The organism is Pseudomonas sp. I2, from assembly GCF_040984075.1.
Taxonomy (GTDB): domain Bacteria; phylum Pseudomonadota; class Gammaproteobacteria; order Pseudomonadales; family Pseudomonadaceae; genus Aquipseudomonas; species Aquipseudomonas guariconensis_B.
The window spans coordinates 1-24,179 of record NZ_JBCGFQ010000050.1; the positions used below are offsets into that span (position 1 = coordinate 1).

The 24,179-nt window shown below is 63.2% G+C and carries 20 protein-coding genes; 6 read left to right on the plus strand and 14 right to left on the minus strand.

The window, feature by feature from the left end; genetic code table 11:
- The first annotated feature begins 247 nt into the window (after positions 1 to 247).
- Both WCE05_RS21255 and WCE05_RS21260 read left to right on the plus strand, forming a co-directional pair.
- Positions 248 to 1,135, plus strand: a complete 888-nt coding sequence (locus WCE05_RS21255) for an acyltransferase (protein ID WP_225786513.1) — start codon at positions 248 to 250, stop codon at positions 1,133 to 1,135.
- 181 nt (positions 1,136 to 1,316) lie between these two features.
- Complete coding sequence (locus WCE05_RS21260; protein WP_253081694.1) at positions 1,317 to 2,681, plus strand: APC family permease; 1,365 nt, start codon at positions 1,317 to 1,319, stop codon at positions 2,679 to 2,681.
- Positions 2,682 to 2,724: 43 nt separating this feature from the next.
- Here WCE05_RS21260 and WCE05_RS21265 read toward each other — a convergent pair whose 3' ends face one another.
- Positions 2,725 to 3,294: a DUF2780 domain-containing protein gene (locus WCE05_RS21265; RefSeq protein ID WP_225786515.1), complete on the minus strand. Its 570-nt coding sequence runs from the start codon at positions 3,292 to 3,294 to the stop codon at positions 2,725 to 2,727.
- Positions 3,295 to 3,371: 77 nt separating this feature from the next.
- A complete protein-coding gene (locus WCE05_RS21270) occupies positions 3,372 to 3,653 on the minus strand; it encodes a hypothetical protein (RefSeq protein WP_225786516.1) in 282 nt (93 codons plus the stop codon).
- Positions 3,654 to 4,162: 509 nt separating this feature from the next.
- On the opposite strand from WCE05_RS21270, the gene WCE05_RS21275 reads away from it, so the two are divergent.
- Positions 4,163 to 5,116, plus strand: coding sequence for an RHS repeat-associated core domain-containing protein (locus WCE05_RS21275; protein WP_368816516.1), 954 nt, complete (start codon positions 4,163 to 4,165; stop codon positions 5,114 to 5,116).
- Between the two features lie 133 nt (positions 5,117 to 5,249).
- On the opposite strand, the gene fdhA is transcribed toward WCE05_RS21275, so the two are convergent.
- Positions 5,250 to 6,449 carry a formaldehyde dehydrogenase, glutathione-independent gene (fdhA, locus tag WCE05_RS21280; protein ID WP_225786518.1) on the minus strand — a complete coding sequence of 400 codons (1,200 nt, stop codon included), beginning with the start codon at positions 6,447 to 6,449 and terminating at the stop codon, positions 5,250 to 5,252.
- Between the two features lie 552 nt (positions 6,450 to 7,001).
- Between fdhA and WCE05_RS21285 the strand changes: the two genes are divergently transcribed.
- Positions 7,002 to 7,904, plus strand: coding sequence for an RHS repeat-associated core domain-containing protein (locus WCE05_RS21285; RefSeq protein WP_368816517.1), 903 nt, complete (start codon positions 7,002 to 7,004; stop codon positions 7,902 to 7,904).
- Positions 7,905 to 7,959: 55 nt separating this feature from the next.
- On the opposite strand, the gene purU is transcribed toward WCE05_RS21285, so the two are convergent.
- The 6 genes from purU to WCE05_RS21315 all read right to left on the minus strand — a co-directional run bounded on the left by purU (position 7,960) and on the right by WCE05_RS21315 (position 15,523).
- On the minus strand, positions 7,960 to 8,817 hold the full coding sequence (gene purU / locus WCE05_RS21290; RefSeq protein WP_225786519.1) for a formyltetrahydrofolate deformylase: 858 nt from the start codon (positions 8,815 to 8,817) through the stop codon (positions 7,960 to 7,962).
- 11 nt (positions 8,818 to 8,828) lie between these two features.
- Complete coding sequence (locus tag WCE05_RS21295; protein WP_225786520.1) at positions 8,829 to 9,461, minus strand: sarcosine oxidase subunit gamma; 633 nt, start codon at positions 9,459 to 9,461, stop codon at positions 8,829 to 8,831.
- 177 nt (positions 9,462 to 9,638) lie between these two features.
- Positions 9,639 to 12,656, minus strand: a complete 3,018-nt coding sequence (locus WCE05_RS21300; protein ID WP_225786521.1) for a sarcosine oxidase subunit alpha — start codon at positions 12,654 to 12,656, stop codon at positions 9,639 to 9,641.
- Positions 12,653 to 12,988 (minus strand): sarcosine oxidase subunit delta, encoded by a 336-nt coding sequence (locus WCE05_RS21305; protein WP_225786522.1) that lies wholly within the window; start codon positions 12,986 to 12,988, stop codon positions 12,653 to 12,655. The genes WCE05_RS21300 and WCE05_RS21305 overlap by 4 nt, the downstream gene beginning before the upstream one ends.
- A 15-nt stretch (positions 12,989 to 13,003) precedes the next feature.
- Positions 13,004 to 14,254, minus strand: coding sequence for a sarcosine oxidase subunit beta family protein (locus WCE05_RS21310; protein WP_225786523.1), 1,251 nt, complete (start codon positions 14,252 to 14,254; stop codon positions 13,004 to 13,006).
- A gap of 15 nt (positions 14,255 to 14,269) precedes the next feature.
- The gene (locus WCE05_RS21315; protein ID WP_225786524.1) at positions 14,270 to 15,523 is read right to left on the minus strand and encodes a serine hydroxymethyltransferase; all 1,254 of its coding nucleotides are present in this window, start codon (positions 15,521 to 15,523) and stop codon (positions 14,270 to 14,272) included.
- Positions 15,524 to 15,792: 269 nt separating this feature from the next.
- Between WCE05_RS21315 and WCE05_RS21320 the strand changes: the two genes are divergently transcribed.
- The gene (locus tag WCE05_RS21320; RefSeq protein ID WP_253081697.1) at positions 15,793 to 16,833 is read left to right on the plus strand and encodes a low specificity L-threonine aldolase; all 1,041 of its coding nucleotides are present in this window, start codon (positions 15,793 to 15,795) and stop codon (positions 16,831 to 16,833) included.
- Positions 16,834 to 16,896: 63 nt separating this feature from the next.
- On the opposite strand, the gene WCE05_RS21325 is transcribed toward WCE05_RS21320, so the two are convergent.
- From WCE05_RS21325 to gbcB, 4 genes are all read right to left on the minus strand, one after another.
- On the minus strand, positions 16,897 to 18,834 hold the full coding sequence (locus WCE05_RS21325; RefSeq protein WP_225786527.1) for a methyl-accepting chemotaxis protein: 1,938 nt from the start codon (positions 18,832 to 18,834) through the stop codon (positions 16,897 to 16,899).
- A gap of 235 nt (positions 18,835 to 19,069) precedes the next feature.
- Positions 19,070 to 19,372, minus strand: coding sequence for a cell division protein ZapA (locus WCE05_RS21330; RefSeq protein ID WP_225786528.1), 303 nt, complete (start codon positions 19,370 to 19,372; stop codon positions 19,070 to 19,072).
- Positions 19,369 to 19,599 carry a hypothetical protein gene (locus WCE05_RS21335; protein WP_225786529.1) on the minus strand — a complete coding sequence of 77 codons (231 nt, stop codon included), beginning with the start codon at positions 19,597 to 19,599 and terminating at the stop codon, positions 19,369 to 19,371. The genes WCE05_RS21330 and WCE05_RS21335 overlap by 4 nt, the downstream gene beginning before the upstream one ends.
- A gap of 415 nt (positions 19,600 to 20,014) precedes the next feature.
- Positions 20,015 to 21,118, minus strand: coding sequence for a glycine-betaine demethylase subunit GbcB (gene gbcB / locus WCE05_RS21340; RefSeq protein ID WP_225786530.1), 1,104 nt, complete (start codon positions 21,116 to 21,118; stop codon positions 20,015 to 20,017).
- A gap of 292 nt (positions 21,119 to 21,410) precedes the next feature.
- Here gbcB and gbcA point away from each other — a divergent pair, with 292 nt between their 5' ends.
- On the plus strand, positions 21,411 to 22,703 hold the full coding sequence (gene gbcA, locus WCE05_RS21345) for a glycine-betaine demethylase subunit GbcA (RefSeq protein ID WP_368816518.1): 1,293 nt from the start codon (positions 21,411 to 21,413) through the stop codon (positions 22,701 to 22,703).
- A 702-nt stretch (positions 22,704 to 23,405) separates the two neighbouring features.
- On the opposite strand, the gene WCE05_RS21350 is transcribed toward gbcA, so the two are convergent.
- Positions 23,406 to 24,176 (minus strand): electron transfer flavoprotein subunit beta, encoded by a 771-nt coding sequence (locus tag WCE05_RS21350; RefSeq protein ID WP_225786532.1) that lies wholly within the window; start codon positions 24,174 to 24,176, stop codon positions 23,406 to 23,408.
- Positions 24,177 to 24,179: the final 3 nt, after the last annotated feature.

The window sequence follows — 24,179 nt, forward strand, 5'->3', positions numbered from 1 at the left end:
AGCCCTTCGCGGGCAAGCCCGCTCCCACAGGATCGTGCATTCCTTGAGGCTTGCAGCGTACTTGTGGGAGCGGGCTTGCCCGCGAAGGGCCGCAAAGCGGCCCCAATTGCTTAAGTGAACAGCATTAGCCCCCACCGCCCCGCTTTTTCTTGCAGCTTGAAGCTTGCCGCTACATAACGAATTTGGCGTAGGACCAAGCCGTGCTTATCATTGCCACCCGCTTAATTCCCACAACAAGAGTTCCCTTATGCGTCGCCTGCTGACCGGCATCCTCACGACCCTGCTGCTGCTGCTCAACACCCTGGTGCTGATCGGCCCGCTGATGGTCTTCGCCCTGCTCAAACTGGTACTGCCGGGCCGTGGCCGCGACTACGCCTCCTGGGCAGTGATGTGGATCGCCGAAACCTGGTCGGAAATCGACAAGGCGATCTTCGCCCTGTGCATCCCCACCCAATGGGATATCCGTGGCATCGAGACACTGCGCCAGGACACCTCCTACCTGTGCGTGAGCAACCACCAGAGCTGGGTCGACATCCCCGCCTTGATCGAGAGCCTCAACCGCCGGGTGCCGTTCTTCAAGTTCTTCCTCAAGAAGGAACTGATCTGGGTGCCGCTGCTGGGCCTGGCCTGGTGGGCGCTGGACTACCCGTTCATGAAGCGCTACAGCAAGGCCTTCCTGGACAAGCACCCGGAGCTCAAGGGCAAGGACCTGGAGATCACCAAGGCTGCCTGCGAGCTGTTCAAGCGCCAGCCGGTGACCGTGGTCAACTACCTGGAAGGCACCCGCTTCACCGAAGCCAAGCGCGAAGCACAGCAATCGCCCTACCGCCACCTGCTCAAGCCCAAGGCCGGCGGCGTGGCCTTCGTGCTGGCGGCGCTGGGCGAACAGCTCGATGCCCTGCTGGACGTCACCATCGTCTACCCCGGCGACAAGGCCCCCGGGTTCTGGGACCTGCTCTGCGGCAACATCAGCCGGGTAATCATCGACATCCGCGTGCGCGAGCTGGATCCGGCGCTGTGCAATGGCGACTATGAGAACGACCCGGCGTTTCGCCAGACCGTGCAGGACTGGGTGAACCAGCTGTGGCTGGACAAGGACCAGCGGATCGAGGCATTGCGGGCGCAGATGGGCTGAGGTCTTCGTTGCCTGGCACGGCCCATTCGCGGCGGTTCGGCGCGAATGGGCCCGCAAAAAAACATCACGGATGCCCGATTAAAATCCACATTAATAATTGAGATAAACAAATCTTTGTTTGTCATCACCCTCCAACCTGGATAAAAATCGATCAACAACTACAAAACGCCCGGATCGATCGATGGCAAATCAACCTTGCAATGCTGCCGAGGCAGCACCCGCCCAACTCCGCCGTGTCCTGGGCCTGCCCGCCCTGGTGTTCTTCGGCCTGGTGTACATGGTCCCGCTGACCATCTTCACCACCTACGGCATCGTCACCGAGATCACCGGCGGCCGCACGGCCGGCGCCTACCTCGTCACCCTGCTGGCGATGCTGTTCACCGCCACGTCCTACAGCTTCATGGTCAAGCGCTTCCCCGTCGCGGGCTCGGCGTACTCCTACACCAACCTCGCCTTCGGCCCCAATGTCGGCTTTCTCGCAGGCTGGTCGTTGCTGCTCGACTACCTGTTCATCCCGATGATCAACTACCTGCTCATCGGCCTGTTCCTCAACATCGCCTTCCCGGCCATCCCAGCATGGACGATCGTCCTGGCCTCGATCGCCCTGGTGACGGTGCTCAACGTGATCGGCATCCACTCGGTGGCCAAGGCCAGCAACCTGATCGTCGGCGCGCAGATCGTGTTCATCGGGGTGTTCGTGGCGCTGTCCTGGCAGACGCTGGGCAGCGGCCAGCCCGTCGACTTCCTCGCGCCGCTGGTGGGCGATGGCAGCGCACCGGGCTTCGGTTCCCTGATGGCCGGTGCAGCGGTGCTGTGCCTGTCGTTCCTGGGCTTCGACGCGGTCTCGACCCTGGCCGAAGAGTGCCGCGACGCCCGCCGCGATGTACCGCGGGCGATCATCCTCACCACCCTGTTTGCCGGCTTGCTGTTCACCGTGCTGGCCTACATCAGCCAGCTGGTGCTGCCAGGCAGCACCTTCGCCAATACCGATGCGGCGGCCAACGAGGTGATGTTCAAGGCAGGCGGGCAGTTCCTGGCCAACTTCTTCACCGCCGCGTTCGTCGCTGGCAGCCTGGGCTCGGCACTGGCCTCTCAAGCGGCGGTGTCGCGCATCCTGTTCACCATGGGCCGCGACAAGGTGCTGCCCAAGCGCAGCTTCGGCTATCTGTCGCCACGCTTCGGTACGCCGGTGTTCGCCATCCTGCTGGTGTCGGCGTTCTCCCTGCTGGCGCTGGTGATCGACCTGGCCACCCTGGCCTCGCTGATCAGCTTCGGCGCGCTGGTGGCGTTCTCGGCGGTGAACCTGGCGGTGGTGAAAACCCACCTGATGCACGATGCCAGCCAGCGCAACCTCAAGGGCCTGCTGCGCTATGGCCTGGTACCGCTGGTCGGCCTGAGCCTGACCTTGTGGCTGTGGACCAGCCTGTCGGCGCTGACCCTGGTGATCGGCCTGTGCTGGTTCGCCCTGGGGTTGGCTTACCTGGCCGTACTGACCGCCGGCTTCCGCCGCCCAGTACGCTTGGTGGACTTCTCGGAAAGCGCGTGATCCAACGCCGCACACGCGCTTACAGGGTGCGCGTGTGGGGCCTTCAGACCGAGGGTTGAGCCAACGGTGCCGGGGTCGCCCACAGGCTGCCCAGGTTCTGCAACAACGACCCGGCGATGCCCTGCTGGCCCAGGTACTGGAGGATCAGCGGGGCGAACTGGCCGATCATGCCGGTATCCATGCCCAGCGCCTTGAAGGCATTGTCCAGGTCGTTGCGGTTCTCGACATTGCCCAAGGCATTGCTCAGCGCCGGTTGGCTCTCGCTGTTCTTGCCCAGCAACTCACCCAGGCCGTTCAGCCCACCCAGGGCGTTGGCGCCAGCGAGCAGGTCCAGACCGGGCACGGCCTTGGTCAGTTGGCCGTAGTCGGCGTCGCTCAGGTTGTTGCGCGCCAGGCCCAGCATGGCACCCGCCCCGCCCACCGCCTGTTCGGGGGTGATCTTCAGTTCGCTGCCCAGGGTATTGAGCAGGTTGGCCGACGCCTCGGGCGCCTGCACCTGGCCCTGCTGCTGGCTCTGCATCGCCGACACGGCATTGGCCGCATCGCTGAGGTTGAAGGCGAACGCCGGGCTTGCGGCCAGGGTCATCAGGGTTGCCAGGGTGAATGCTTTCATCGGGAAGGACCTCGTCGGCCGGAATGGCCGGGAAACGAGGCATTCGACTGGCGACATCGGGCTTTGTTCCAGGCCAGCTATCGAGGACTGCTGCGCCCCTCGACCGCCAATGCCAGCGCCTCCGCCTGCCCCCAGGCAATCTGCATGGCCCGCAAGCCGTGCGCCAATAACTGCCGGGTTTCTTCATCCTCGATGCGCTCAAGGGCACGACGGCTGTCGCTGTAGGCGAACATCAAGTAGTGGCTGACGTTCATCAGCACGAACTCCATCGGAACGATACCGTCGTTGATGGCGTGGGAGAGGGATGTGCCCTTGGGCAGATCGAAGGTGTGGGGTGGGTCGGGGACGAGTTTTTTCATAGTCGGACTCGATGAATGGATGGGTGAACGCCACCGCCATCGTTTCCACACGAAAGGCGGCAGCTGTACGCGGGGTGGAAAACCGGTCATCGAGCAACCCGGCAGGCCAAACGGCCTCCCGCGCACAACTGCCATAACGGCATGTCGATCGATGATTACCAGGGTTTCCACACCCCGATCGCTGAACCTTTCAGCGACCCGGCGAGCGTAGAGGGCAGGATTACCCGGGGCAATCAGATGAGCATCGACAGGATGCGTAGGGTATTTCCCAGGAAAGAGAATGACCAGCAGCTACGCATCAGAACTTTCGCAATCTGACACCAGAAATCAGAGTACTCACCAAGCAAACCTAGCAATTTTGTCAGTTGTGACGGCTAGCCTAGAACCCAGAAACTGAGGTCTCGACATGTGCCTACCGATTATCAAACGACTCATCCACATGGAGGGATTGACCAGTGGCCGAAAACAACACTAGTAGCTCCCTGTATTTCTATCGGGGAGGCGAGCTAATGAGCGTGAAGCAAGGTGCAACAAGCCGCACCATATTGCGTGGCTCCGTACCACTTGCGGAGCAGCACACAGACACCCTCACAAACACAGGCCTTCTGATAACTGACGATAAGGGCTCCGTGCTTCAGGTGGAAAACGCCGACACTAACGAAACCCATGCCTATTCCGCCTATGGTTACGCCTCGTCTCTACCGTCGCTTCGAACGCTGATTGGCTTCAACGGCGAGAGCCTGGAGCTTCAAACGCAAAATTATTTTCTAGGTTCAGGGTATCGAGCGTTCAGCCCCATTTTGATGCGATTTTATAGCCCTGACAGTTGGAGCCCTTTTGGCCAGGGCGACCTGAATACGTATGCTTATTGTCAGGGGGACCCGATTAATCGGAGCGACCCGAGTGGCCATTCAGGTGTACTGATAAGGTTTTTCAAAGGCATCGGTAACAGACTTGGAATGAGAACGCCAAGACCGGCCACAGCTAACACGAATCGCTCGTCTTTCCCTGAAAACAGACAAACCTTAATACACTCAAGAAGCTCAAACAGCCTCGGTGGCGGCAGTTCCGGCTATAACGCCAGCCTAGAATCAAACACCACTACCTCCAGTACGACTCCCCCATCATTACCTCAACATTCGCCTTCTAGAACAGGAAGCCGCTTCTCAACAAACAACCCCGAACGATTAGCGACTGGTCAGTCCGACCCGGACATCGCTCGCTGGATTTCGAACATCCCCCCTGATGCTGAGCATGAGTCGATGTTTAGCGCTATACGCCCGCTTTCACGTACCGACCTGCTGAATGCCAAGCGCCTTGGGGTGCAGCGTGCCGGTAAACGGATCGACAAAAAAATGACCGATTTTATGGCTAGACACCATCCTGGAGTTCTTTATATGAACGCTAATGAAGAAACCCTTACCCTGCAGCAAAAAATGCAAAAGCTAATCCGGAGAGTTTGAAACCCACCCTGAGAGAGCGGACGTTCTCAAGGCAGATCGTACCGCGGCCTCGATAATCCCTTGCATTCGAGATGCTTCCTATGGCTCGGATGCAAAAGAGCCCCGAAACGGGGCTCCTTCATGCTTGTTGTGATCAAGCCGCGCTGAACGTCTTGTGCGGATCGATCACAAACTTCTTCGGCACACCCGCATCGAACTCGCCATACCCTTCCGGTGCCTGATCCAGGCTGATCACCTGCACCCCGACCACCTCGGCGATATTGATGCGATCCCACATGATCGCCTGCATCAGCTGGCGGTTGTACTTCATCACCGGGGTTTGCCCAGTGTGGAAGCTATGCGACTTCGCCCAACCCAGACCAAAGCGAATGCTCAGCGAGCCGATCTTGGCCGCCGCATCCACCGCGCCCGGGTCTTCGGTGACGTACAGCCCCGGAATACCGATCTTGCCGGCCACGCGGGTCACCTGCATCAGCGAGTTGAGCACGGTAGCCGGCGCCTCGTGCTTGGCACCTTCATGGCCATGGCCACGAGCTTCGAAGCCCACGGCATCGACCGCGCAGTCCACTTCCGGCTCGCCCAGCAGGTCGGCGATCTGCTCGTGCAGCGGGGTGTCCTTGGACAGGTCGACCACCTCGAACCCCTGGGCCTTGGCATGGGCCAGGCGGGCCGGGTTCAGGTCGCCAACGATGACGCAGGCCGCGCCCAGCAGGCGAGCCGAGGCAGCGGCCGCCAGGCCGACCGGGCCGGCACCGGCGACGTACACGGTGCTGCCCGGGCCAACGCCCGCCGTGACGGCGCCGTGGTAGCCAGTGGGCAGGATGTCGGAGAGGCAGGTCAGGTCACGGATCTTCTCCATGGCCTTGTCGCGGTTTGGCAGCTTCAGCAGGTTGAAGTCGGCGTACGGCACCAGCACGTACTCGGCCTGGCCACCGGTCCAGTCGCCCATGTCGACATAGCCGTAGGCGCCGCCAGCGCGGGCCGGGTTGACAGTCAGGCAAACGCCGGTGTGCATTTCCTTGCAGGAGCGGCAACGGCCGCAGGCCACGTTGAACGGCACGGAGACCAGGTCGCCGATCTGCAAGTGTTCCACGTCACGGCCCTTCTCGATCACCTCACCAGTGATCTCGTGGCCGAGGACCAGGCCGACCTGGGCGGTGGTGCGGCCACGGACCATGTGCTGGTCGGAGCCGCAGATATTGGTGGAGACCACCTTGAGGATCACGCCGTGCTCGATCTTCTTGCCGCGTGGGTCCTGCATTTTGGGGTAGTCGATCTTCTGCACCTCGACCTTGCCGGCGCCGAGATACACCACTCCACGATTACCAGACATGCTCTTACCTCGCTTGATTTGTATTTATGCAGCGGTGGTGGAAAGCGCCGCCATCCTTGGGCGGCATGTGTTACTGGAATGGAGGAATTGTGGGCCTGATAGGGAGTATCGCGGTGACTGGAAGCGACAGGGGTTTGCCTGTTTACGGCAGCGCATCGCAGCATGTCATGGAGGCGCCTCTAAGCTTGGTCACAGCTCGTTGAGGCTGACGCATGCAGAGCCTGGCATTCACGGAGACGCCGTCATCTGCGCACCGCAAGCGTGTGGAGTTCCTCTGCTCATCGACCGAGACTGAACCCCCGCAGCGCTTGATCGACGATGCGGACGCGCCGGATTGCAGGGCAAGCCTCCCTCGGGCCAGGTTTTGGAAAGCCACAGGCGCTTGGCGTTCTCACCGGTCTTTTTGGCGATTTCGACAGGGGAGTTGGGCCCATGGGACGATGACAAGCGGCTCATCAGTGGACATACCCATCATTTCTACCAGTTGTCGGGCAAGGTGCCAGATCGAATACTGGTGCTAACGTACATCGTGCTTTGCCGGAGGCCGGAGGAATGAGCGCTGAAGTAACCAAACTTATTTTTTATCAGAGGAACTCGCTTGCACTCATCCTCAGCCAGGTGCATCAATACTCATTTTTCAGAACGCCCGATTTTCCATTAGCGCTTCGACACCCTAACGTGACGCAAGAGACAGCGCTGCTGGCAATAGATGCCAGTACTTCCGTGTTGCAATACCTAGGGCCACACACCACAACGACGATGGTCTATGCACCCCACGGACACTGTGTATTTTCTAGAGCCGAACCAAGATTGGCTGCTTTCAATGGCGAGTGGTTGGACCGTTGGTCAGAAACGTATTTACTGGGCAATGGACATCGGGCCTACAGCCCAAGATTGATGCGTTTCCTCTCCGCCGATACATACAGCCCTTTCGGCAAAGGGGGTGTAAATTCATATAGCTACTGCAATGGCGACCCCGTGAACAGGAATGATCCAACTGGGCACGTGGGCGTCCCCATTCGGAATCGCGGACACCGGACGCCACCCAGGCCATCGCCAAGACCTAGCAGCCAACAAAGAAAAATAAACATTCCTCAACAGCTAGCCTCACATGAAGAAAACTTATTCTTCAATGTAATGGACCGCCTCCCCGGGAATGACATTCAACGCTTGGCGGTCGCCATACCAGAGCTGGAACCGCTCATTGCTCAAAGGTCCATGCGCAATCTTGGTCGGTTCATGAATTCGAAAGAATTCGAGGGGCTGGCCCCCCTCACCGAAGGGACCACGCCTGGCATCCGGCCGCTGGAAGCACGTCAGCGGTTGGAAAGCCAGATAGCCGCGAGAATCGAAACAGCACCCGATCCTGTGCGCGCTTATCTGAACACGTTCAATCTGGCGGAGCGTAAGATCACGCCCCCGCCAAATCAGTCCCGGGACAATATCCGTCAGTAACACGCCGGCGCGTAGCCGAGGATATGGCGAAGCTGGTAATTGACCCCACCTCCCACTACAGCACCACGGTCCGATTGGCGTTCAGGAACACCCGCCGCTCGATGTGATAGCCCACCGCCCGCGCCAGGGTCAGGCATTCGATGTCCCGCCCCTTGGCGATCAAATCCTCGGGATAGTGGCTGTGGTCCACGGTCTCGACGCCCTGGGCGATGATCGGCCCTTCGTCGAGGTCGTTGTTGATGTAGTGGGCGGTGGCGCCGACCATCTTCACACCCTTGTTGTAAGCCTGGTGGTAGGGCTTGGCACCCTTGAAGCCCGGCAGCAGGGAGTGGTGGATGTTGATCGCCCAGCCATCCAGGCGCCGGCACAGCTCGGGCGAAAGCACCTGCATGTAGCGGGCGAGGATCACCAGCTCGGCGCCGGTCTCCTCGATCACCTGGAGCACCTTGCGCTCCTGGGCGGGCTTGTCCTTGGGGTCGAGGGCGAAGTGGTAATAGGGAATCTTGTGCCAGTGGGCCAGGGGCTCGAGGTCAGGGTGGTTGGAGATCACCGCGACCACGTCCATGGCCAGCTGGCCGATGCGCTGGCGGTACAGCAGGTCGTTCAGGCAATGGTCAGCCTTGGACACCATGATCACCACCTTGGGGCGGTGATTCGGCGCGGTCAGCTCGAACGTCATGCCGAACGCATCGCTGCGCTCGGCAAGGCCTGCACGGAAACCGGCCTCGTCGAAGTCGTCCGGCTGGCGGAACTCGACGCGGATGAAGAACCGCCCCGACAGCCGGTCGTCGAAGGAGTGATGCTCCGTGACGTAGCAACGCTGCTCGAAGAGGTAGCGGGTGACCACGTCGACGGTGCCGAGCATGCTCGGGCAGTCGGCGGTGAGGATCCAGGTGTCCGGTGCCCGACTCATGCGTATTCTCCTTATGCCTCGATCGCCAGGCCGTACTCGGCCGAAGCGTCCTGCAGCCACAGCCACCAGTAGTCGGCGAAGCTGCGGCGGATCACCAGCTCCCAGGTGTCTTCGGCTGTGCGGCGGATCACCAGTTGCGACTTGGCGAACACGGTGCCGACGGCCTTGCCGACCGGGAAGTTGTTCGGGTGCACATCATAGCTGGTGGACTTCATCAGCACCTCGCGCACATTGGGACCGCGCAGCTCGAGCAGGGTCTGCCCGCCGCTGACGTTGACCACCTGGACATGCTGGCCCTCGAGGGCCGCGCGCAGTTTCTGCTCGACGGCGAACTCCTGTCCGCCGGGAACGATCAGCAGCCACTCGTCCGGGCCCATCCACTGCAACGACATCTGCTCGTTGGCGACCACGGTCAGGGCCACCGGCAGCTCCAGGCCCAGGGCCTTGTGCACACCGCTGGCGAAGGCCGGGTCGTGGCCATCGCCACGAATGGTCAGGTGGCCGAGGAATTTCTTCTCGCGCAGGGTCACGCCTGCGTTCTTGCGGCCCTTGCCGACCAGGCTGGCCAGGTCGGCGTGGTGCAGTGGCGACTCGGCCCGAGCATCGGCGCCGGGGTTTTGCTGGAAGACGTTGATAGCGCTCATTTCTTACCTGCCTTGAATTCTTGTTCGTCGAAACGATGAGCCTCTGAGGTGGATGTTCTGGCCCTATCGCTGGCACGCCAGCGCCCACAGGTACAGCATCGCCCCTCGGCCTGCATCGATCCTGTGGGAGCCGGCTTGCCGGCGATGGGGCCAGCAGGCTCACCACAGGGCTCGGAGTCAAACGTTCTGCCGCTCACCCTTCGGATCGAAGAACACCGAAGACACGATCTCCGCCTCGATCACGCTGCCGTCTGCCTGCGGCGAGTACACCCGCTCGCCCATGCGCTTGAGGCCGCCCTTGACCACGCCCATGGCGAACGAATAGCCCAGGGAGTTGGCCTTGTAGCTGGAGGTGACGTGGCCGACCATGTCCATCGGGATCGGCTGCTTCGGATCGAACACCAACTGGGCACCCTCGGGCAGCCACACGTTCGGGTCGACCGGCTTGAGGCCCACCAGTTGCTTGCGGTTCTCGCGCACGCAGTCCTCGCGGTTCATGCCGCGCAGGCCGATCCAGGAGAACGGCTTGTTGCGCCCGACGCACCAGCTCATGTTGAGGTCGTCCGGGGTCATCGAGCCGTCGGTGTCCTGGCCAACGATGATGAAGCCCTTCTCGGCCCGCAGCACGTGCATGGTCTCGGTGCCGTACGGGGTCAGGTTGTACTGTTTGCCCGCCTCGACGATCTGCTCCAGCACGCCCATGGCGTAGTTGGCTTGCACGTTGATCTCGTACGACAGCTCACCGGTGAACGAGATACGGAACACCCGCGCCGGCACGCCGCCGACCAGGCCTTCCTTCCAGCTCATGAACGGGAAGGCTTCCTTGTCCAGGTCGATGTCGGTCAGCTCGGCCAGCAGCTTGCGGCTGTTGGGGCCGGACAGGGTCATGGTCGCCCAGTGGTCGGTGACCGAGGTGAAGTACACCTTCAGTTCCGGCCATTCGGTCTGGTGGTACAGCTCCAGCCACTGCAGCACGCGAGCCGCGCCGCCGGTGGTGGTGGTCATGATGAAGTGGTTGTCGCCGACGCAGGCGGTCACGCCGTCGTCGAAGACCATGCCGTCTTCCTTGCACATCAGGCCGTAGCGGGCCTTGCCCACGTCGAGCTTGGTCCAGGCGTTGGTGTACACGCGGTTGAGGAACTCGCGGGCATCCGGGCCCTGGATGTCGATCTTGCCCAGGGTCGAGGCGTCGAGCAGGCCGACACTGTCACGCACGGCCTTGCACTCGCGGGCCACGGCGGCGTGGATGTCCTCGCCCGGCTTGGGGAAGTACCACGGGCGCTTCCACTGGCCGACGTCCTCGAACTCGGCGCCGTTCTTCACGTGCCAGGCATGCAGGGCGGTGAAGCGCACAGGCTCGAACAGGTGGCCGCAGTGCCGGCCCGCTACCGCGCCGAAGGTCACCGGCGTGTAGTTGGGGCGGAACATGGTGGTACCCATTTCCGGGATGCTGATGCCCAGCGAACGGGCGGCGATGGCCAGGCCGTTGATGTTGCCCAGCTTGCCCTGGTCGGTACCGAAGCCCAGCGCGGTGTAGCGCTTGACGTGCTCGACCGACTCGAAGCCTTCGCGGGTGGCCAGCTCGATACCGGCGGCGGTGACGTCGTTCTGCTGGTCGACGAACTGCTTGGGCGCACGGTTGGTGCCCTTGTCGTGGGGCACCTGGAACAGCGCCACGGTGGCCTCTTCCTTGCGCGCCACGGTTTTTGGCAGGGTGCCGACGGTGGCCTTGAAGCCGGCCTCGGTCGCCGCCTGGACACCACCCTCGAAACCATCGGCGATCACGTCGCCGAGTGCGTAGACGCCATTGACGCCGCCGACACACACACGTTTCTGCGGTGCATCGCCCGGCACGAAGCCGAGGATGTCTTCACGCCACACCGGGCGGCCGCCCAGGTGCGAAGCCAGGTGGACAATAGGGCTGTAGCCGCCGGAGGTGGCGATCAGGTCGCACTCGAGCACTTCGCCTGGGCTTGTGACCTTGTGCGCCTGCACGTCGATGGCGGCCACGCGGGCGCCAGTCACGTGCTTGCTGCCACGGGCCTCGATCACCGCACTGGAGGTCAGGATGCGGATACCCTTGGCACGCGCTTCCTCGACCAGCGAGCCACGTGGGTTATGGCGGGCGTCGGCGATGGCGACCACCTGCAGGCCGGCGTCGTGCCAGTCCAGGGCGGCGCGGTAGGCGTGGTCGTTGTTGGTCGACAGCACCAGCTTGCGGCCCGGGGCCACGCCATAGCGGCGCACGTAGGTGGAAACGGCGCCTGCCAGCATGTTGCCCGGCACGTCGTTGTTGCCATACACCAGCGGACGCTCGTGGGCGCCGGCGGCCAGCACCACGCGCTTGGCGCGAACGCGATGCACGCGGTGGCGTACCTGGCCGATCGGGGCGCGGTCGCCGAGGTGGTCGGTCAGGCGCTCGTGGATGGTCAGGAAGTTGTGGTCGTGGTAACCGTTGACCGTGGCACGCGGCAGCAGGGTCACTTCCGGCAGGCCTTCCAGCTCGGCGACCACCGCAGCCACCCATTCGGCCGCAGGCTTGCCGTCGAGGGTCTCGCGGCTGTCGAGCAGGCTGCCACCGAACTCTTCCTGTTCGTCGGCGAGGATCACGCGGGCACCGCTGCGTGCCGCGGCCAGGGCGGCAGCCAGGCCGGCAGGGCCAGCACCGACGATCAGCACGTCGCAGTGCTGGTTCATGTAGTCGTAGCTGTCCGGATCGTTCTGCAGCGGCGCACGGCCCAGGCCTGCCGCCTTGCGGATGTACTTCTCGTAGGTCATCCAGAACGACTTGGGATACATGAAGGTCTTGTAGTAGAACCCGGGCGGCATCATGCTGCCGCCGACCTTGCCGATGATGCCCATGACGTCGTTGTTGACGTTCGGCCAGCCGTTGGTGCTGGTGGCCACCAGGCCTGCGTACAGTGCCTGTTGGGTGGCACGCACGTTGGGGATCTGGGTGGCTTCGCTGGAGCCGACCTGCAGGATGGCGTTCGGCTCTTCGGTACCGGCGGCGATGATGCCGCGCGGACGCGAGTACTTGAAGCTGCGGCCGACGATGTCGACACCGTTGGCCAGCAATGCGGCGGCCAGGGTGTCACCGGCATAGCCCTGGTAGGTCTTGCCGTTGAAGGTGAAGTTCAGGACCTTGCTGCGATCGATGCGACCGCCGCTGGCGAGGCGATAGGTCTGGCTCATACTTTTTCCCCTTGGCCTTTGACGGTCGACGGTGCGTTGCTCGGCTTGCCGCTGGCGGTCACCTGCGGCTGCTCGCCGATCTTGTAGGTTTCCAGGATCTCGTAGGTCACGGTGTCACGGGTGACGTTGAAGTACTGGCGGCAACCGGCGACGTGGTCCCACAGCTCGTGGTGGATGCCGCGCGGGTTGTCACGGAAGAACATGTAGGTGCCCCACTCCTCGTCGGAGCAGGCGGCCGGGTCCAGCGGGCGGGCGATGTGCGCCTGGCCAGAGGCGTGGAACTCTTCTTCGGAGCGCAGCTCGCCGCAGTGGGGACAGAAGATTTGCAACATGACGATTGTCTCCGATTAGTGGGCGACGGCCGCAGCGCCGTGTTCGTCGATCAGCGCGCCGTTGTAGAAACGGTCGATGGAGAAAGGTGCGGCCAGCGGGTGCATCTCGCCCTTGGCCAGGCTCGCGGCGAAGACGTTGCCCGAGCCCGGGGTGGCCTTGAAGCCGCCCGTGCCCCAACCGCAGTTGAAGAACATGTTCTTGACCGGGGTCTTGGAGATGATTGGGCAGGCGTCCGGGGTGGTGTCGACGATGCCGCCCCACTGCCGGTTCATGCGTACGCGCGAGAGGTTCGGGAACATCTCGACGATCGCCTGCAGGGTGTGCTCGATGATCGGGTAGGAGCCGCGCTGGCCGTAGCCGACCCAGCCGTCGATACCGGCGCCGATGACCAGGTCGCCCTTGTCCGACTGGCTGATGTAGCCGTGGACGGCGTTGGACATGATCACGCTGTCGATGATCGGCTTGATCGGCTCGGACACCAGCGCCTGCAGCGGGTGCGATTCGAGCGGCAGGCGAAAGCCTGCCAGGCGCGCCATGTGCCCGGAGTTACCGGCGGTGACCACACCGACGCGCTTGGCGCCGATGAAGCCCTTGTTGGTTTCCACGCCGATCACCGCGCCGTTTTCCTTACGGAAACCAATGACCTCGGTCTGCTGGATCAGGTCCACGCCCAGGGCGTCGGCGGCACGGGCGAAGCCCCAGGCCACGGCGTCGTGGCGGGCCACGCCGCCACGGCGCTGCACGGTGGCGCCGAGGATCGGGTAGCGGGTGTTCTTCGAGCAATCCAGGTACGGGATCTCTGCCGCCACCTGGGCGGTGTTCAGCAGTTCGCCGTCCACGCCGTTGAGGCGGTTGGCACTGACCCGGCGCTCGGAGTCACGCATGTCCTGCAGGGTGTGGCACAGGTTGTAGACCCCACGCTGGGAGAACATCACGTTGTAGTTGAGGTCCTGGGACAGGCCCTCCCACAGCTTCATGGCGTGCTCGTACAGGTGCGCCGACTCGTCCCACAGGTAGTTGGAACGCACGATGGTGGTGTTGCGGGCGGTGTTGCCGCCGCCCAGCCAGCCTTTCTCGACCACGGCCACGTTGGTGATGCCGTGCTCCTTGGCCAGGTAGTAGGCCGTGGCCAGGCCATGGCCGCCACCGCCGACGATGACCACGTCGTAGACCTTCTTAGGCGTTGGCGTGCGCCACATGCGTTGCCAGTTCTCGTGGTGGCTGAGGGAGTGCTTGAAGAGGCCGAAGCCTGAATAACGTTGCATGGTTGGTTACTCCACTCAGCGGTAGACCGGGAAGTCGGCGCACAGGGCCGCGACGTTCTTGGCGACATCGGCTTCGACGTCGGCGTCGCCCAGGTTGTCCAGCACGTCGCAGATCCAGCCGGCCAGGGCCACGCACTGGGCGACCTTGAAGCCACGGGTGGTGACGGCCGGGGTGCCGATGCGCAGGCCCGAGGTGACGAACGGCGACTGCGGGTCGTTGGGCACGGCGTTCTTGTTGACGGTGATGTGGGCGCGGCCGAGGGCGGCGTCGGCGTCCTTGCCGGTCAGGCCCTGGCGGATCAGGCTGACCAGGAACAGGTGGTTGTCGGTGCCGCCGGAAACCACGTCGTAGCCGCGCTCGACGAAGACCTGGGCCATGGCCTGGGCGTTGTCGATGACCTGCTGCTGGTAGGCCTTGAATTCAGGCTCCAGGGCTTCCTTGAAGCACACGGCCTTGGCGGCGATGACGTGCATCAGCGGGCCGCCCTGGGCGCCCGGGAACACGGCAGCGTTGAGCTTCTTCTCGATCTCTTCGTTGGACTTGGCCAGGATCAGGCCGCCTCGCGGGCCACGCAGGGTCTTGTGGGTGGTGGTGGTGACCACGTCGGCGAACGGGATCGGGTTGGGGTACAGGCCAGCGGCGACCAGGCCGGCGACGTGGGCCATGTCGACGAACAGCAGCGCCCCGACCTTGTCGGCGATTTCACGGAAGCGCGGGAAGTCGAGGGTCTTGGAGTAGGCGGAGAAGCCGGCGACGATCATCTTCGGCTTGTGCTCGACGGCCAGGCGCTCGACTTCGTCGTAGTCGATCAGGCCGGTGTTGGTATCGATACCGTACTGCACGGCGTTGTACAGCTTGCCCGAGGAGGACACCTTGGCGCCGTGGGTCAGGTGGCCGCCGTGGGCCAGGCTCATGCCCAGGATGGTGTCGCCGGCCTGCAGCAGGGCCAGGTACACCGCGGCGTTGGCCGAGGAGCCGGAGTGCGGCTGGACGTTGGCGTAGTCGGCACCGAACAGTTGCTTGGCGCGGTCGATGGCCAGTTGCTCGACCTTGTCGACGTGCTCGCAGCCACCGTAGTAGCGCTTGCCCGGGTAGCCTTCGGCGTATTTGTTGGTCAGGCCGCTGCCCTGGGCCTGCATCACGCGCTTGCTGGTGTAGTTCTCCGAGGCGATCAGCTCGATGTGATCTTCCTGGCGCTGTTCTTCGGCATTCATCGCCGCCAGCAGTGCGTCGTCGTAACCCTGGATCTGGTCTTGCTTGCTGAACATCTTGTTGTCTCCTGGCAGCGATCGTTTCTTGTCTGATGAGGGTCTTCTCACCCTTTGCGGCGATGTTATGACCGGGACGGGGGACCCAGATGCCTGCGCACGCCTTGCAATGGCGCGTTTACGACATTCGCCACCGGCCTGTGCGATGGCCCCGCCCCGTGCAATCTTCTTCGCGGGCAGGCCTGGCACCACCAGGGACCAGCTTGTATAGGCATCTTCCGAAGCGATGGTTTAGAGTGCTGGTCTGCGTCGTTCACAGGACAGGTGTCATGACAGACAACAGCCAACAATTCGCCAGCGACAACTATTCCGGCATCTGCCCCGAAGCCTGGGCCGCGATGGAAAAGGCCAACCGCGGCCACGAGCGCGCCTATGGCGACGACCAATGGACCGAGCGCGCCGCCGACCATTTCCGCCAACTGTTCGAAACCGACTGCGAGGTGTTCTTCGCCTTCAACGGCACGGCAGCCAACTCCCTGGCCCTGGCCTCCCTGTGCCAGAGCTACCACAGCGTGATCTGCTCCGAGACGGCCCACGTCGAGACCGACGAATGCGGCGCGCCGGAGTTCTTCTCCAACGGCTCCAAGCTGCTCACCGCGCGCAGCGTCGAGGGCAAGCTGACCCCGGACTCGATTCGCGAGGTGGCGCTCAAGCGCCAGGACATCCACTACCCCAAGCCGCGCGTGGTGACCATCACCCAGGCCACCGAGGTGGGCACGGTCTACCGCCCCGACGAGCTCAAGGCGATCAGCAGCACCTGCAAGGCGCTGGGCCTGAACCTGCACATGGACGGTGCGCGCTTCTCCAATGCCTGCGCCTTCCTGGGCTGCTCGCCGGCGGAGCTGACCTGGAAGGCCGGCGTCGACGTGCTGTGCTTCGGCGGCACCAAGAACGGCATGGCGGTGGGCGAGGCGATCCTGTTCTTCAACCGTGCCCTGGCCGACGATTTCGACTACCGCTGCAAGCAGGCGGGGCAACTGGCGTCGAAGATGCGTTTCCTCTCCGCGCCCTGGGTCGGGCTGCTGGAGGATGGCGCCTGGTTGCGCCATGGCGTGCATGCCAATCATTGCGCACAGTTGCTCGCCGCGCTGGTGAGTGACCTGCCGGATGTGGAGCTGATGTTCCCGGTGGAAGCCAACGGGGTGTTCCTGCAAATGCCGGAGCCGGCGCTGGAGGCCCTGCGGGCCAAGGGCTGGCGCTTCTATACCTTCATCGGCAGCGGTGGGGCGCGGTTCATGTGCTCGTGGGATACCCAGGAGGCGCGGGTGCGGGAGCTGGCGGCGGATATCCGCGCGGTCTTCGGCGCCTGATCGATGGCCGGGAGGGCTTCGCCCTCCTTTCGCGACACAAGGCCGCAAAGCGGCCCCAGGGCCTCAGAGCCTGAACCCACCCATCTGCCGCGCCAGGTCATCGGCCAGCCCGCGCAACGCCTGGCACTGTTCCCGGCACGCTTGCACTTCGGCCGCCGTCTCCCGCGCCAGGTCGGAAATCCCCTGCACGGTACGGTTGATCTCCTCGGTCACCGCCGACTGCTCCTCGGTCGCCGTGGCCACCTGGTCGTTCATGTCGCTGATGTGCTCGACCTGATCGGTGATCGCCCCGAGTGAGGCTCCGGTACGCTGGCTGGCCTCCACGCCACTGCCGGTGGCCTGCTGCCCGGCCTGCATCGAGGCCACCGCGCTGCCGGCGCCCTGCTTGAGGCGCTGGATCATCTGCTGCACTTCATCGGTAGACACCTGGGTACGCCGCGCCAGCGTGCGCACCTCATCGGCCACCACCGCGAACCCGCGCCCCATCTCCCCGGCCCGCGCCGCCTCGATGGCAGCGTTGAGCGCCAGCAGGTTGGTTTGCTCTGAAATACTGCGGATCACCGCCAAGACCTCATCGATCGAGGCGACTTCGTCGGCCAACTGGCCAACCGCCGCTGCTGCCCGGCCGATCTCCCCGGACATACCCTCGATGTTGTCGATCGAGCGGCTCACCACCTCACGGGCCTGCAACGCCTCGTCGCGCGCCGCCTGCGAGGCCTGGGCGGCATTGCCGGCGTTCTGCGCGATGTCCTGCACGGTCAGGCCCATCTCGTGCACGGCGGTGGCGACCATCTCGGTCATTGCCTGCTGGCGACCGGAGCGCTCGGCGGTGTTGTCCACCACCAAGGTCACCTGCTCCACCGAGCGGTGCAAGCGTTCGGTGGTGCGCAGCACCTCGCCGATCAAGGCCCGCTGGCTGTCGAGGAAACGGTTGAAACCACGGGCCAGGTCGCCCAGTTCATCCTGGCGCGAATCGTCCAGGCGGTGGCTGAGGTCACCCGCCCCGCTACCGATCTGCACCAGTGCCGCCGTCACTTGGCGGATCGGCCGCACCAACCCGCGCGCCAGCAGCACCACCAGCAGCAGCGAGACCAGGGCCACGGCCCCGCCGATCAGGCTGGTCAACCACACCGCTTCGCGCATCTGGGCGTAGATCTGCGCCTCCGGCACCTCGGCCACCAAGGTCCAGTTCAGGTCGCGCAGGGGCAGGGCCAGGGCCAGGTAGTCTTCGCCATCGCGGCTGAACCGGGCGCTGCGCAGGCCCTCGCCGCCCGCAAGGACGGCCTTGGCCGCTTCCGCGCCAAGCTGTTCGCGCAACTGGCGCTTGCCGCTGAATTCATGCTGGGGATGGACCTGGATCAGGCCATCGTTGCGCACCAGGAGCACCCGGCCGTGTTCGCCGAAACTGAAGTCGCGGATCAGTTGCGACAGCTCGGTCAGGCGCAGCCCCATGCCGGCCACACCGACCAGTTGGCCGTCCTTTTCCACGCGGTAGTCGATGAACAGCGCCACTTCACCCGTGGCGCCATCGACATCGATGTTGATCAGCCGCTCGGCGCCACTGTCGATGTAGCCGTAGAACCAGCTGTCCTTGGGGTTGTCGCGGCTCAGGGTACGGTCCAGGCCCTTCTCGCTGTAGTAGTGACCAGTGCCGGTGGCGGCGAACAGCGCGGTGAAAGCCTGGTTACGCTGCCTGGCGGCCTCGAGGTACTCGATGAAGCGGGGTAGCTCGGCCGGGTTCTCGCCAGCGGCCAGCCAGTCGCGCAGCAAGGTGTTGCCGGCGATGTCCGCCGCCGCCACCAGTGGCTGGCCGAGCATGCGCTCGATGTCGTTGCGAATCGCCTCGATGCTGGCCGGCAGGGCCGTATCGACCAGGTAACGCTCGGTCAGGCGATTCACCGCCGCGGTATACACCGCCACTACCACCAGGATGCTCGCCAGCAAGGCCGCGCCCATGCTCGCAATCAACTGCCACTGGATACTCCGCCGCCAGATCCGCATGCCCTTCCTCCCCAGGAAAATAAGCGTGGCGCAATACGCCTGGGGAAAAGTGTATACACTTACGTATTCAATTATTCCAGTGATCCTGGACAATGCATTGAAACCTATTGGGGGCGCTGCGCGCCCCTTTCGCCACGCAAGGCCGCTCCCACAGGGGTATCGGCGCCGATCTCAAGAGCGGCGCGGTCTGGGAGCCGGCTTGCCGGCGATGGGCTGCAAAGCAGCCCCAAAAGGCTTATTGGTCGCCGATGGTTCGGGCGATGGCATCGACCGTGGCGTCGATCTGCGCCTGGGTGCGTTCGAGGGTCTGCTGGTGCTCGCGCTGCAGTTCGATCTGCCGGGAGCACAGGTTCAGGGCTGCCAGCACCAGCAGCTTGTCACCGATCAGGGTGGGGTATTGACGCTTGGTTTCGGCCAGCGAAACGTTGAGCATCCGCACGGCTTGCGCCAGGGTCTCTTCCTGGCCTTCTGGCGCCTTGATCGAATAGTCGTTGCCGAGGATCGACACGACATTGATCGGCTGCGCTTGCAGTCTCATGCGTTGACGACACCTGCGCTGGCGCGCTCCACCAGGGCCTGGATACGCGCGGCGGTGGCGCCGTGCTTCTCTTCCTGCTCCATCAGCGACAGCTGCAGGCTGTCGTTCTCTTCCTTGGCCTGGGCCAGTTCCTGGCTGAGCGCGGCGTTCTGCTCGGCCAGTTGGGCGTTCTTGTGCACCAGGTCGTTGACCAGTTGCTCGAGTTGATTCAGGGAGGCTTCCAACATGGGGGTTTGTCTCAGGTTGTTGCAAAGGGCGCACACGATAAAGAAAACTGCGCACCCCCGCCATTAAATATCGGAAATGAAAGGCTTTAGCCTGGGCAGATTGACAGGTCCTGCCCCGCCTTGTTCCGACCTGAGTCAACCGCCCGTCAGGAAAAGCAGCGGCAAGCTGCAAGAAAAAAGCAGGCCCTGCGCCTAATGCCGTTCACTTAAGCAATTGGGGCCGCCTTGCGGCCCTTCGCGGGCAAGCCCGCTCCCACAGGATCGTGCATTCCTTGAGGTTTGCAGCGTACTTGTGGGAGCGGACTTGCCCGCGAAGGGCTGCAAGGCAGCCCCAATCGATGCCACATCAGACTTAAGTGAACAGCATTAGGCCCTGCACCGGCCTGCTTTTCTCTTGCAGCTTGTAGCTTGCCGCTCAATAGTCGATCCGCACATCCCCCTTAGGCACACTGCAGCACGACAGGATGTAGCCTTCGGCTTCGTCCTCCTCGGTGATGCCGCCGTTGTGCTCCATCTCCACCTCGCCGCCGAGCTTGAGCACCTTGCAGGTACCGCAGATGCCCATGCCGCATGCCTTGGGAATCATCAACCCGACCTTCGCCGCCGCCGCATGCACCGTCTCGCCCGGCGCGACGCGGATGCTCTTCTCGCTGCCGATGAACTCCACCAGGTTGAGGTCGGCGACATCCATCTCCTCGGCCGCCTCGGCGGCCTGCTCGGCATGCTCCACCGCGTCGGCCTTGGCTTCTGGCGGGGTCGCGCCGAACGACTCCTCGTGGTAGTTGCGCATGTCGAAGCCCACGCCCTCGAGCATGCGCTTGACGGCATTCATGTAGGGCGTCGGGCCACAGCAGAAGATCTCGCGCTCCAGGTAGTCCGGGGCGATCAGTTCCATCAGCCGCTGGTTGAGGTAGCCACGGTAGCCCGCCCAAGGCTCGCCCAGGCCGTGCTTCTCGCAGATGATGTGCAGGCTGAAATTGGGGATCCGCGACGCCATCTGCTCCAGCTCGCGGTGATAGATGATGTCTTTCGGCGAACGGGCGCTATGTACGAAGACCATGTCGACGTTGCCGTTGGTGTCGTAGAACCAGCGGGCCATCGACATCACCGGGGTGATGCCGACACCGCCGGACAGGTACAGCACCTTCGGCGCCGGGAAGTCGATGGCGTTGAACAGGCCCACCGGCCCGTGCACCGCCAGTTCGAAACCTTCGTGCATGTTTTCGTGCAGCCAGTTGGAGACCTGGCCGCCCGGCACGCGCTTGACCGTGATGGAGAAGCTGTAGGGCACCGAGGGCGCACTGGAGATGGTGTAGGAGCGCATCACCTGCCGGCCATCGATCTCCAGCTCCAGAGTGACGAACTGCCCCGGCTTGAAGAAGAACATGATCGGCTGGTCGGCCATGAAGCAGAAGGTGCGCACGTCCCAGGTCTCCTGGATGACCTTGACGCAGCGCACGACGTGGCGGCCATTGGCCCAGGTCTGGGTGGTGACCGGATTGAGGAAGGTATCGGACATGTTCATCTCCAGCGGCCGACTACCGGCCTTCATGGCTCCGATAATGCGCAAGCCGGTGACGAAGTACATTCCCATCAGCGACATCGGCGTGCTTATCGCGACCAGCCCCGCGATACAAGGGCTGGCGCGTCGGAATTCGATTCGGCCATGTCGCCCATGGATATGGTTGCCCACCGCTTCGAACGCACACTCCACCGCAAATGAACCTGCTGTTCTTGCACGACAGCCTTGCGGCACAACAACAACGATTAGCCACCTTTCGCCGGCCGTACTCGGCCCTGAGGACCAAACGATGGACGTCACCGCAACCCTGAGCCTGGGCGATCCACTGGAAGCAGCACGCAAGGCCACCGCCGAGATGCTGCAGACCCGCGAGCGCACCTTCTCGCTCCCCCAGCCTTTCTACACCGACGAGCGTCTGTTCCAGATCGACATGCAGGAGATCTTCCACAAGGAGTGGCTGATCGCCGGCATGACCTGCGAGATTCCCGCCAAGGGCAATTACCTGACCCTGCAGATCGGCAAGAACCCGATCATCGTGGTGCGGGGCGCCGAGGGCAAAGTGCATGCCTTCCACAACGTCTGCCGCCACCGGGGCTCGCGCCTGTGCGTCAGCGACAAGGGCAAGGTGGCCAAACTGGTCTGCCCGTACCACCAGTGGACCTACGAGCTCGACGGCCGCCTGCTGTTCGCCGGCACCGAGATGGGTGTCGACTTCGACATGTCCCAGTACGGCCTCAAGCCGGTCAACGTGAAGACTGCCGGCGGCTACATCTTCATCAGCCTGTCGGAGAACCCGCCACCCATCGACGACTTCCTCGCCACCCTCGAGCACTACATGGAGCCGTACGACATGGAGAACGCCAAGGTGGCGGTGCAGACCACCTTGATGGAAAAAGCCAACTGGAAGCTGGTGCTGGAGAACAACCGCGAGTGCTACCACTGCAACGGCTCGCACCCTGAGCTGCTCAAGACCCTGCTGGAGTGGGACGACACCAACGACCCCCGCGCCGACCAGGCGTTCAAGGACCACGTCGCCGCCTGCGCCGCTGCCTGGGAAGCCGAGAAGATCCCGTACCTGCACAAGAGCCATGGCCTGCGCAACCGCATCGTGCGCATGCCGCTGCTCAAGGGCACGGTGTCGATGACCATGGACGGCAAGCAGGCCTGCCAGAAGCTGATGGGCCGCATCAAGAACCCGGACCTGGGCTCGATGCGCATCCTGCACCTGCCGCACTCGTGGAACCACTGCATGGGCGACCACATGATCGTCTTCACCGTGTGGCCGATCAGTGCCCAGGAGTCGATGGTCACCACCAAGTGGCTGGTGCACAAGGATGCGGTCGAAGGTGTCGACTACGACCCCGAGCGCATGCGCCAGGTGTGGGACGCCACCAACGACCAGGACCGTCGCCTGGCCGAGGAAAACCAGCGTGGCATCAATTCCACCGCCTACCAGCCGGGGCCGTACTCCAAGACCTATGAGTTCGGGGTGGTCAACTTCATCGACTGGTACAGCCAGCAGATGCTCAACAACCTCGGCGCGGAGCCGGCACCGTACCTGAAGGAAGTGAAGACGCAGTAAGGCGCCGGATAGTGAAAGAGGGCAGTCGGGAGGCTGCTCTTTTTTTTGCCTCGGGCATCATGGCCTCACCAGGCCGATCATTTATTGATCAGGTTCAATACAGCCCAGAGCTGCCAAGGCCTGCAGGCAAGGGCCAACATTTTATCCACAAGCTGACGCACAGTATTTGTGAAAAACCCTCCAGCTTGCCACTGCCAAGTATCGATCACTTTTTGACCAAAACGCTGTAAGCCTTTGATTACTTGGCCTACAGCGATTACCGAACATCTTGTCCACAGACCGACCAACAGACTTTGTGAGCAAGATAAGGCAGCCTTCGCCGAGACTTGTGGATAATCCTCCAAAGGCCTTGTCGCAGGCCACCCGAAGGGTATTCCAGGGTCAATTGATCATTTATTGATCACTTTCATACAGACCAATGAATTCGCTGGCTACAGCGTATACCAAACAGATTATCCACAGAGCGACCAACAGCGATTGTGGGCAACATCCTGGAATCTTCCCCGGGTCGACATCAAAACGACACGGAGTGCCCCAGCCAAGGCCTGATCATATTTTGACCAAACCTCTGAAATCCAGTAACCACGCGGCCTACAGCGAAGCGCAAACATTTTATCAACAGGTTGGCGAACAGATTCGGTGTGTAAAAAAGCCCGCCCTGCATAACCTGCAGGGCGGGCTTCGGGTCGTTCGGATGGATGGCTAGCGCAACACCCCCTCCTCCACCAGCAACTTCAGGATGGCCTCGGCGCCCTCCTGTGGAGAAACGTCCTTGAGCACCTTGCCGCCCCCGCCACTGGCCTTGGCCGTGGCAGCCTTCATGCGGTCGGCACCGCTCTTGGCCTTGATCACCTTGAGCCGCTTGGGCCGTGGCCGGGCCGGTTGCAGCTCGGCGTCAGCCAGCAGCTCGTCCTCCACCACCTCGACATTGCGCGCCGCCAGCACGCCGCGCCGGGCTGGGCCGAAGGCGCTCTGGCGCGGCTTGGGCGCGGCGTTATCCACAGTCGCCAGCAAGGGCAGGCGTACCTTCAACCGGCGCCGCTGGCCACGGGGCAGCGCCTGCAATACCTGCGCAGTGCCGTTGTCGATGGATTCCACCTCCGCCAGCCCGACCACCAGTGGCCAACCCAGCTTCTCGGCCAGGAGGAACGGCAGCATGCCCGACCCTTCGCCAGTTTCCGCCTGGCTGCCGGTCAGTACCAACTGGGCGCCCGCCTCGCGCAGGTAATCACCGAGCACGCCCAGCACATCGGCGCCCGCTGGCTGCTCCAGCACGTCCAGGTGATCCAGCCCCATGCCCAGGTAGGCACGCAGGGCCTCTTCCCGGGGATCGCCGGCATGTACCACCTGCAGGTTATCCCCAGCCAGTTGCAGGCCCAGCTCCACCGCACGGGCATCCTGCTCGGCACGGCGGGTGCGGCCGGAGCTGGGGTGGGCGCCGATGGAGACCAGGCTGATGACTTTCGTACTCATGCT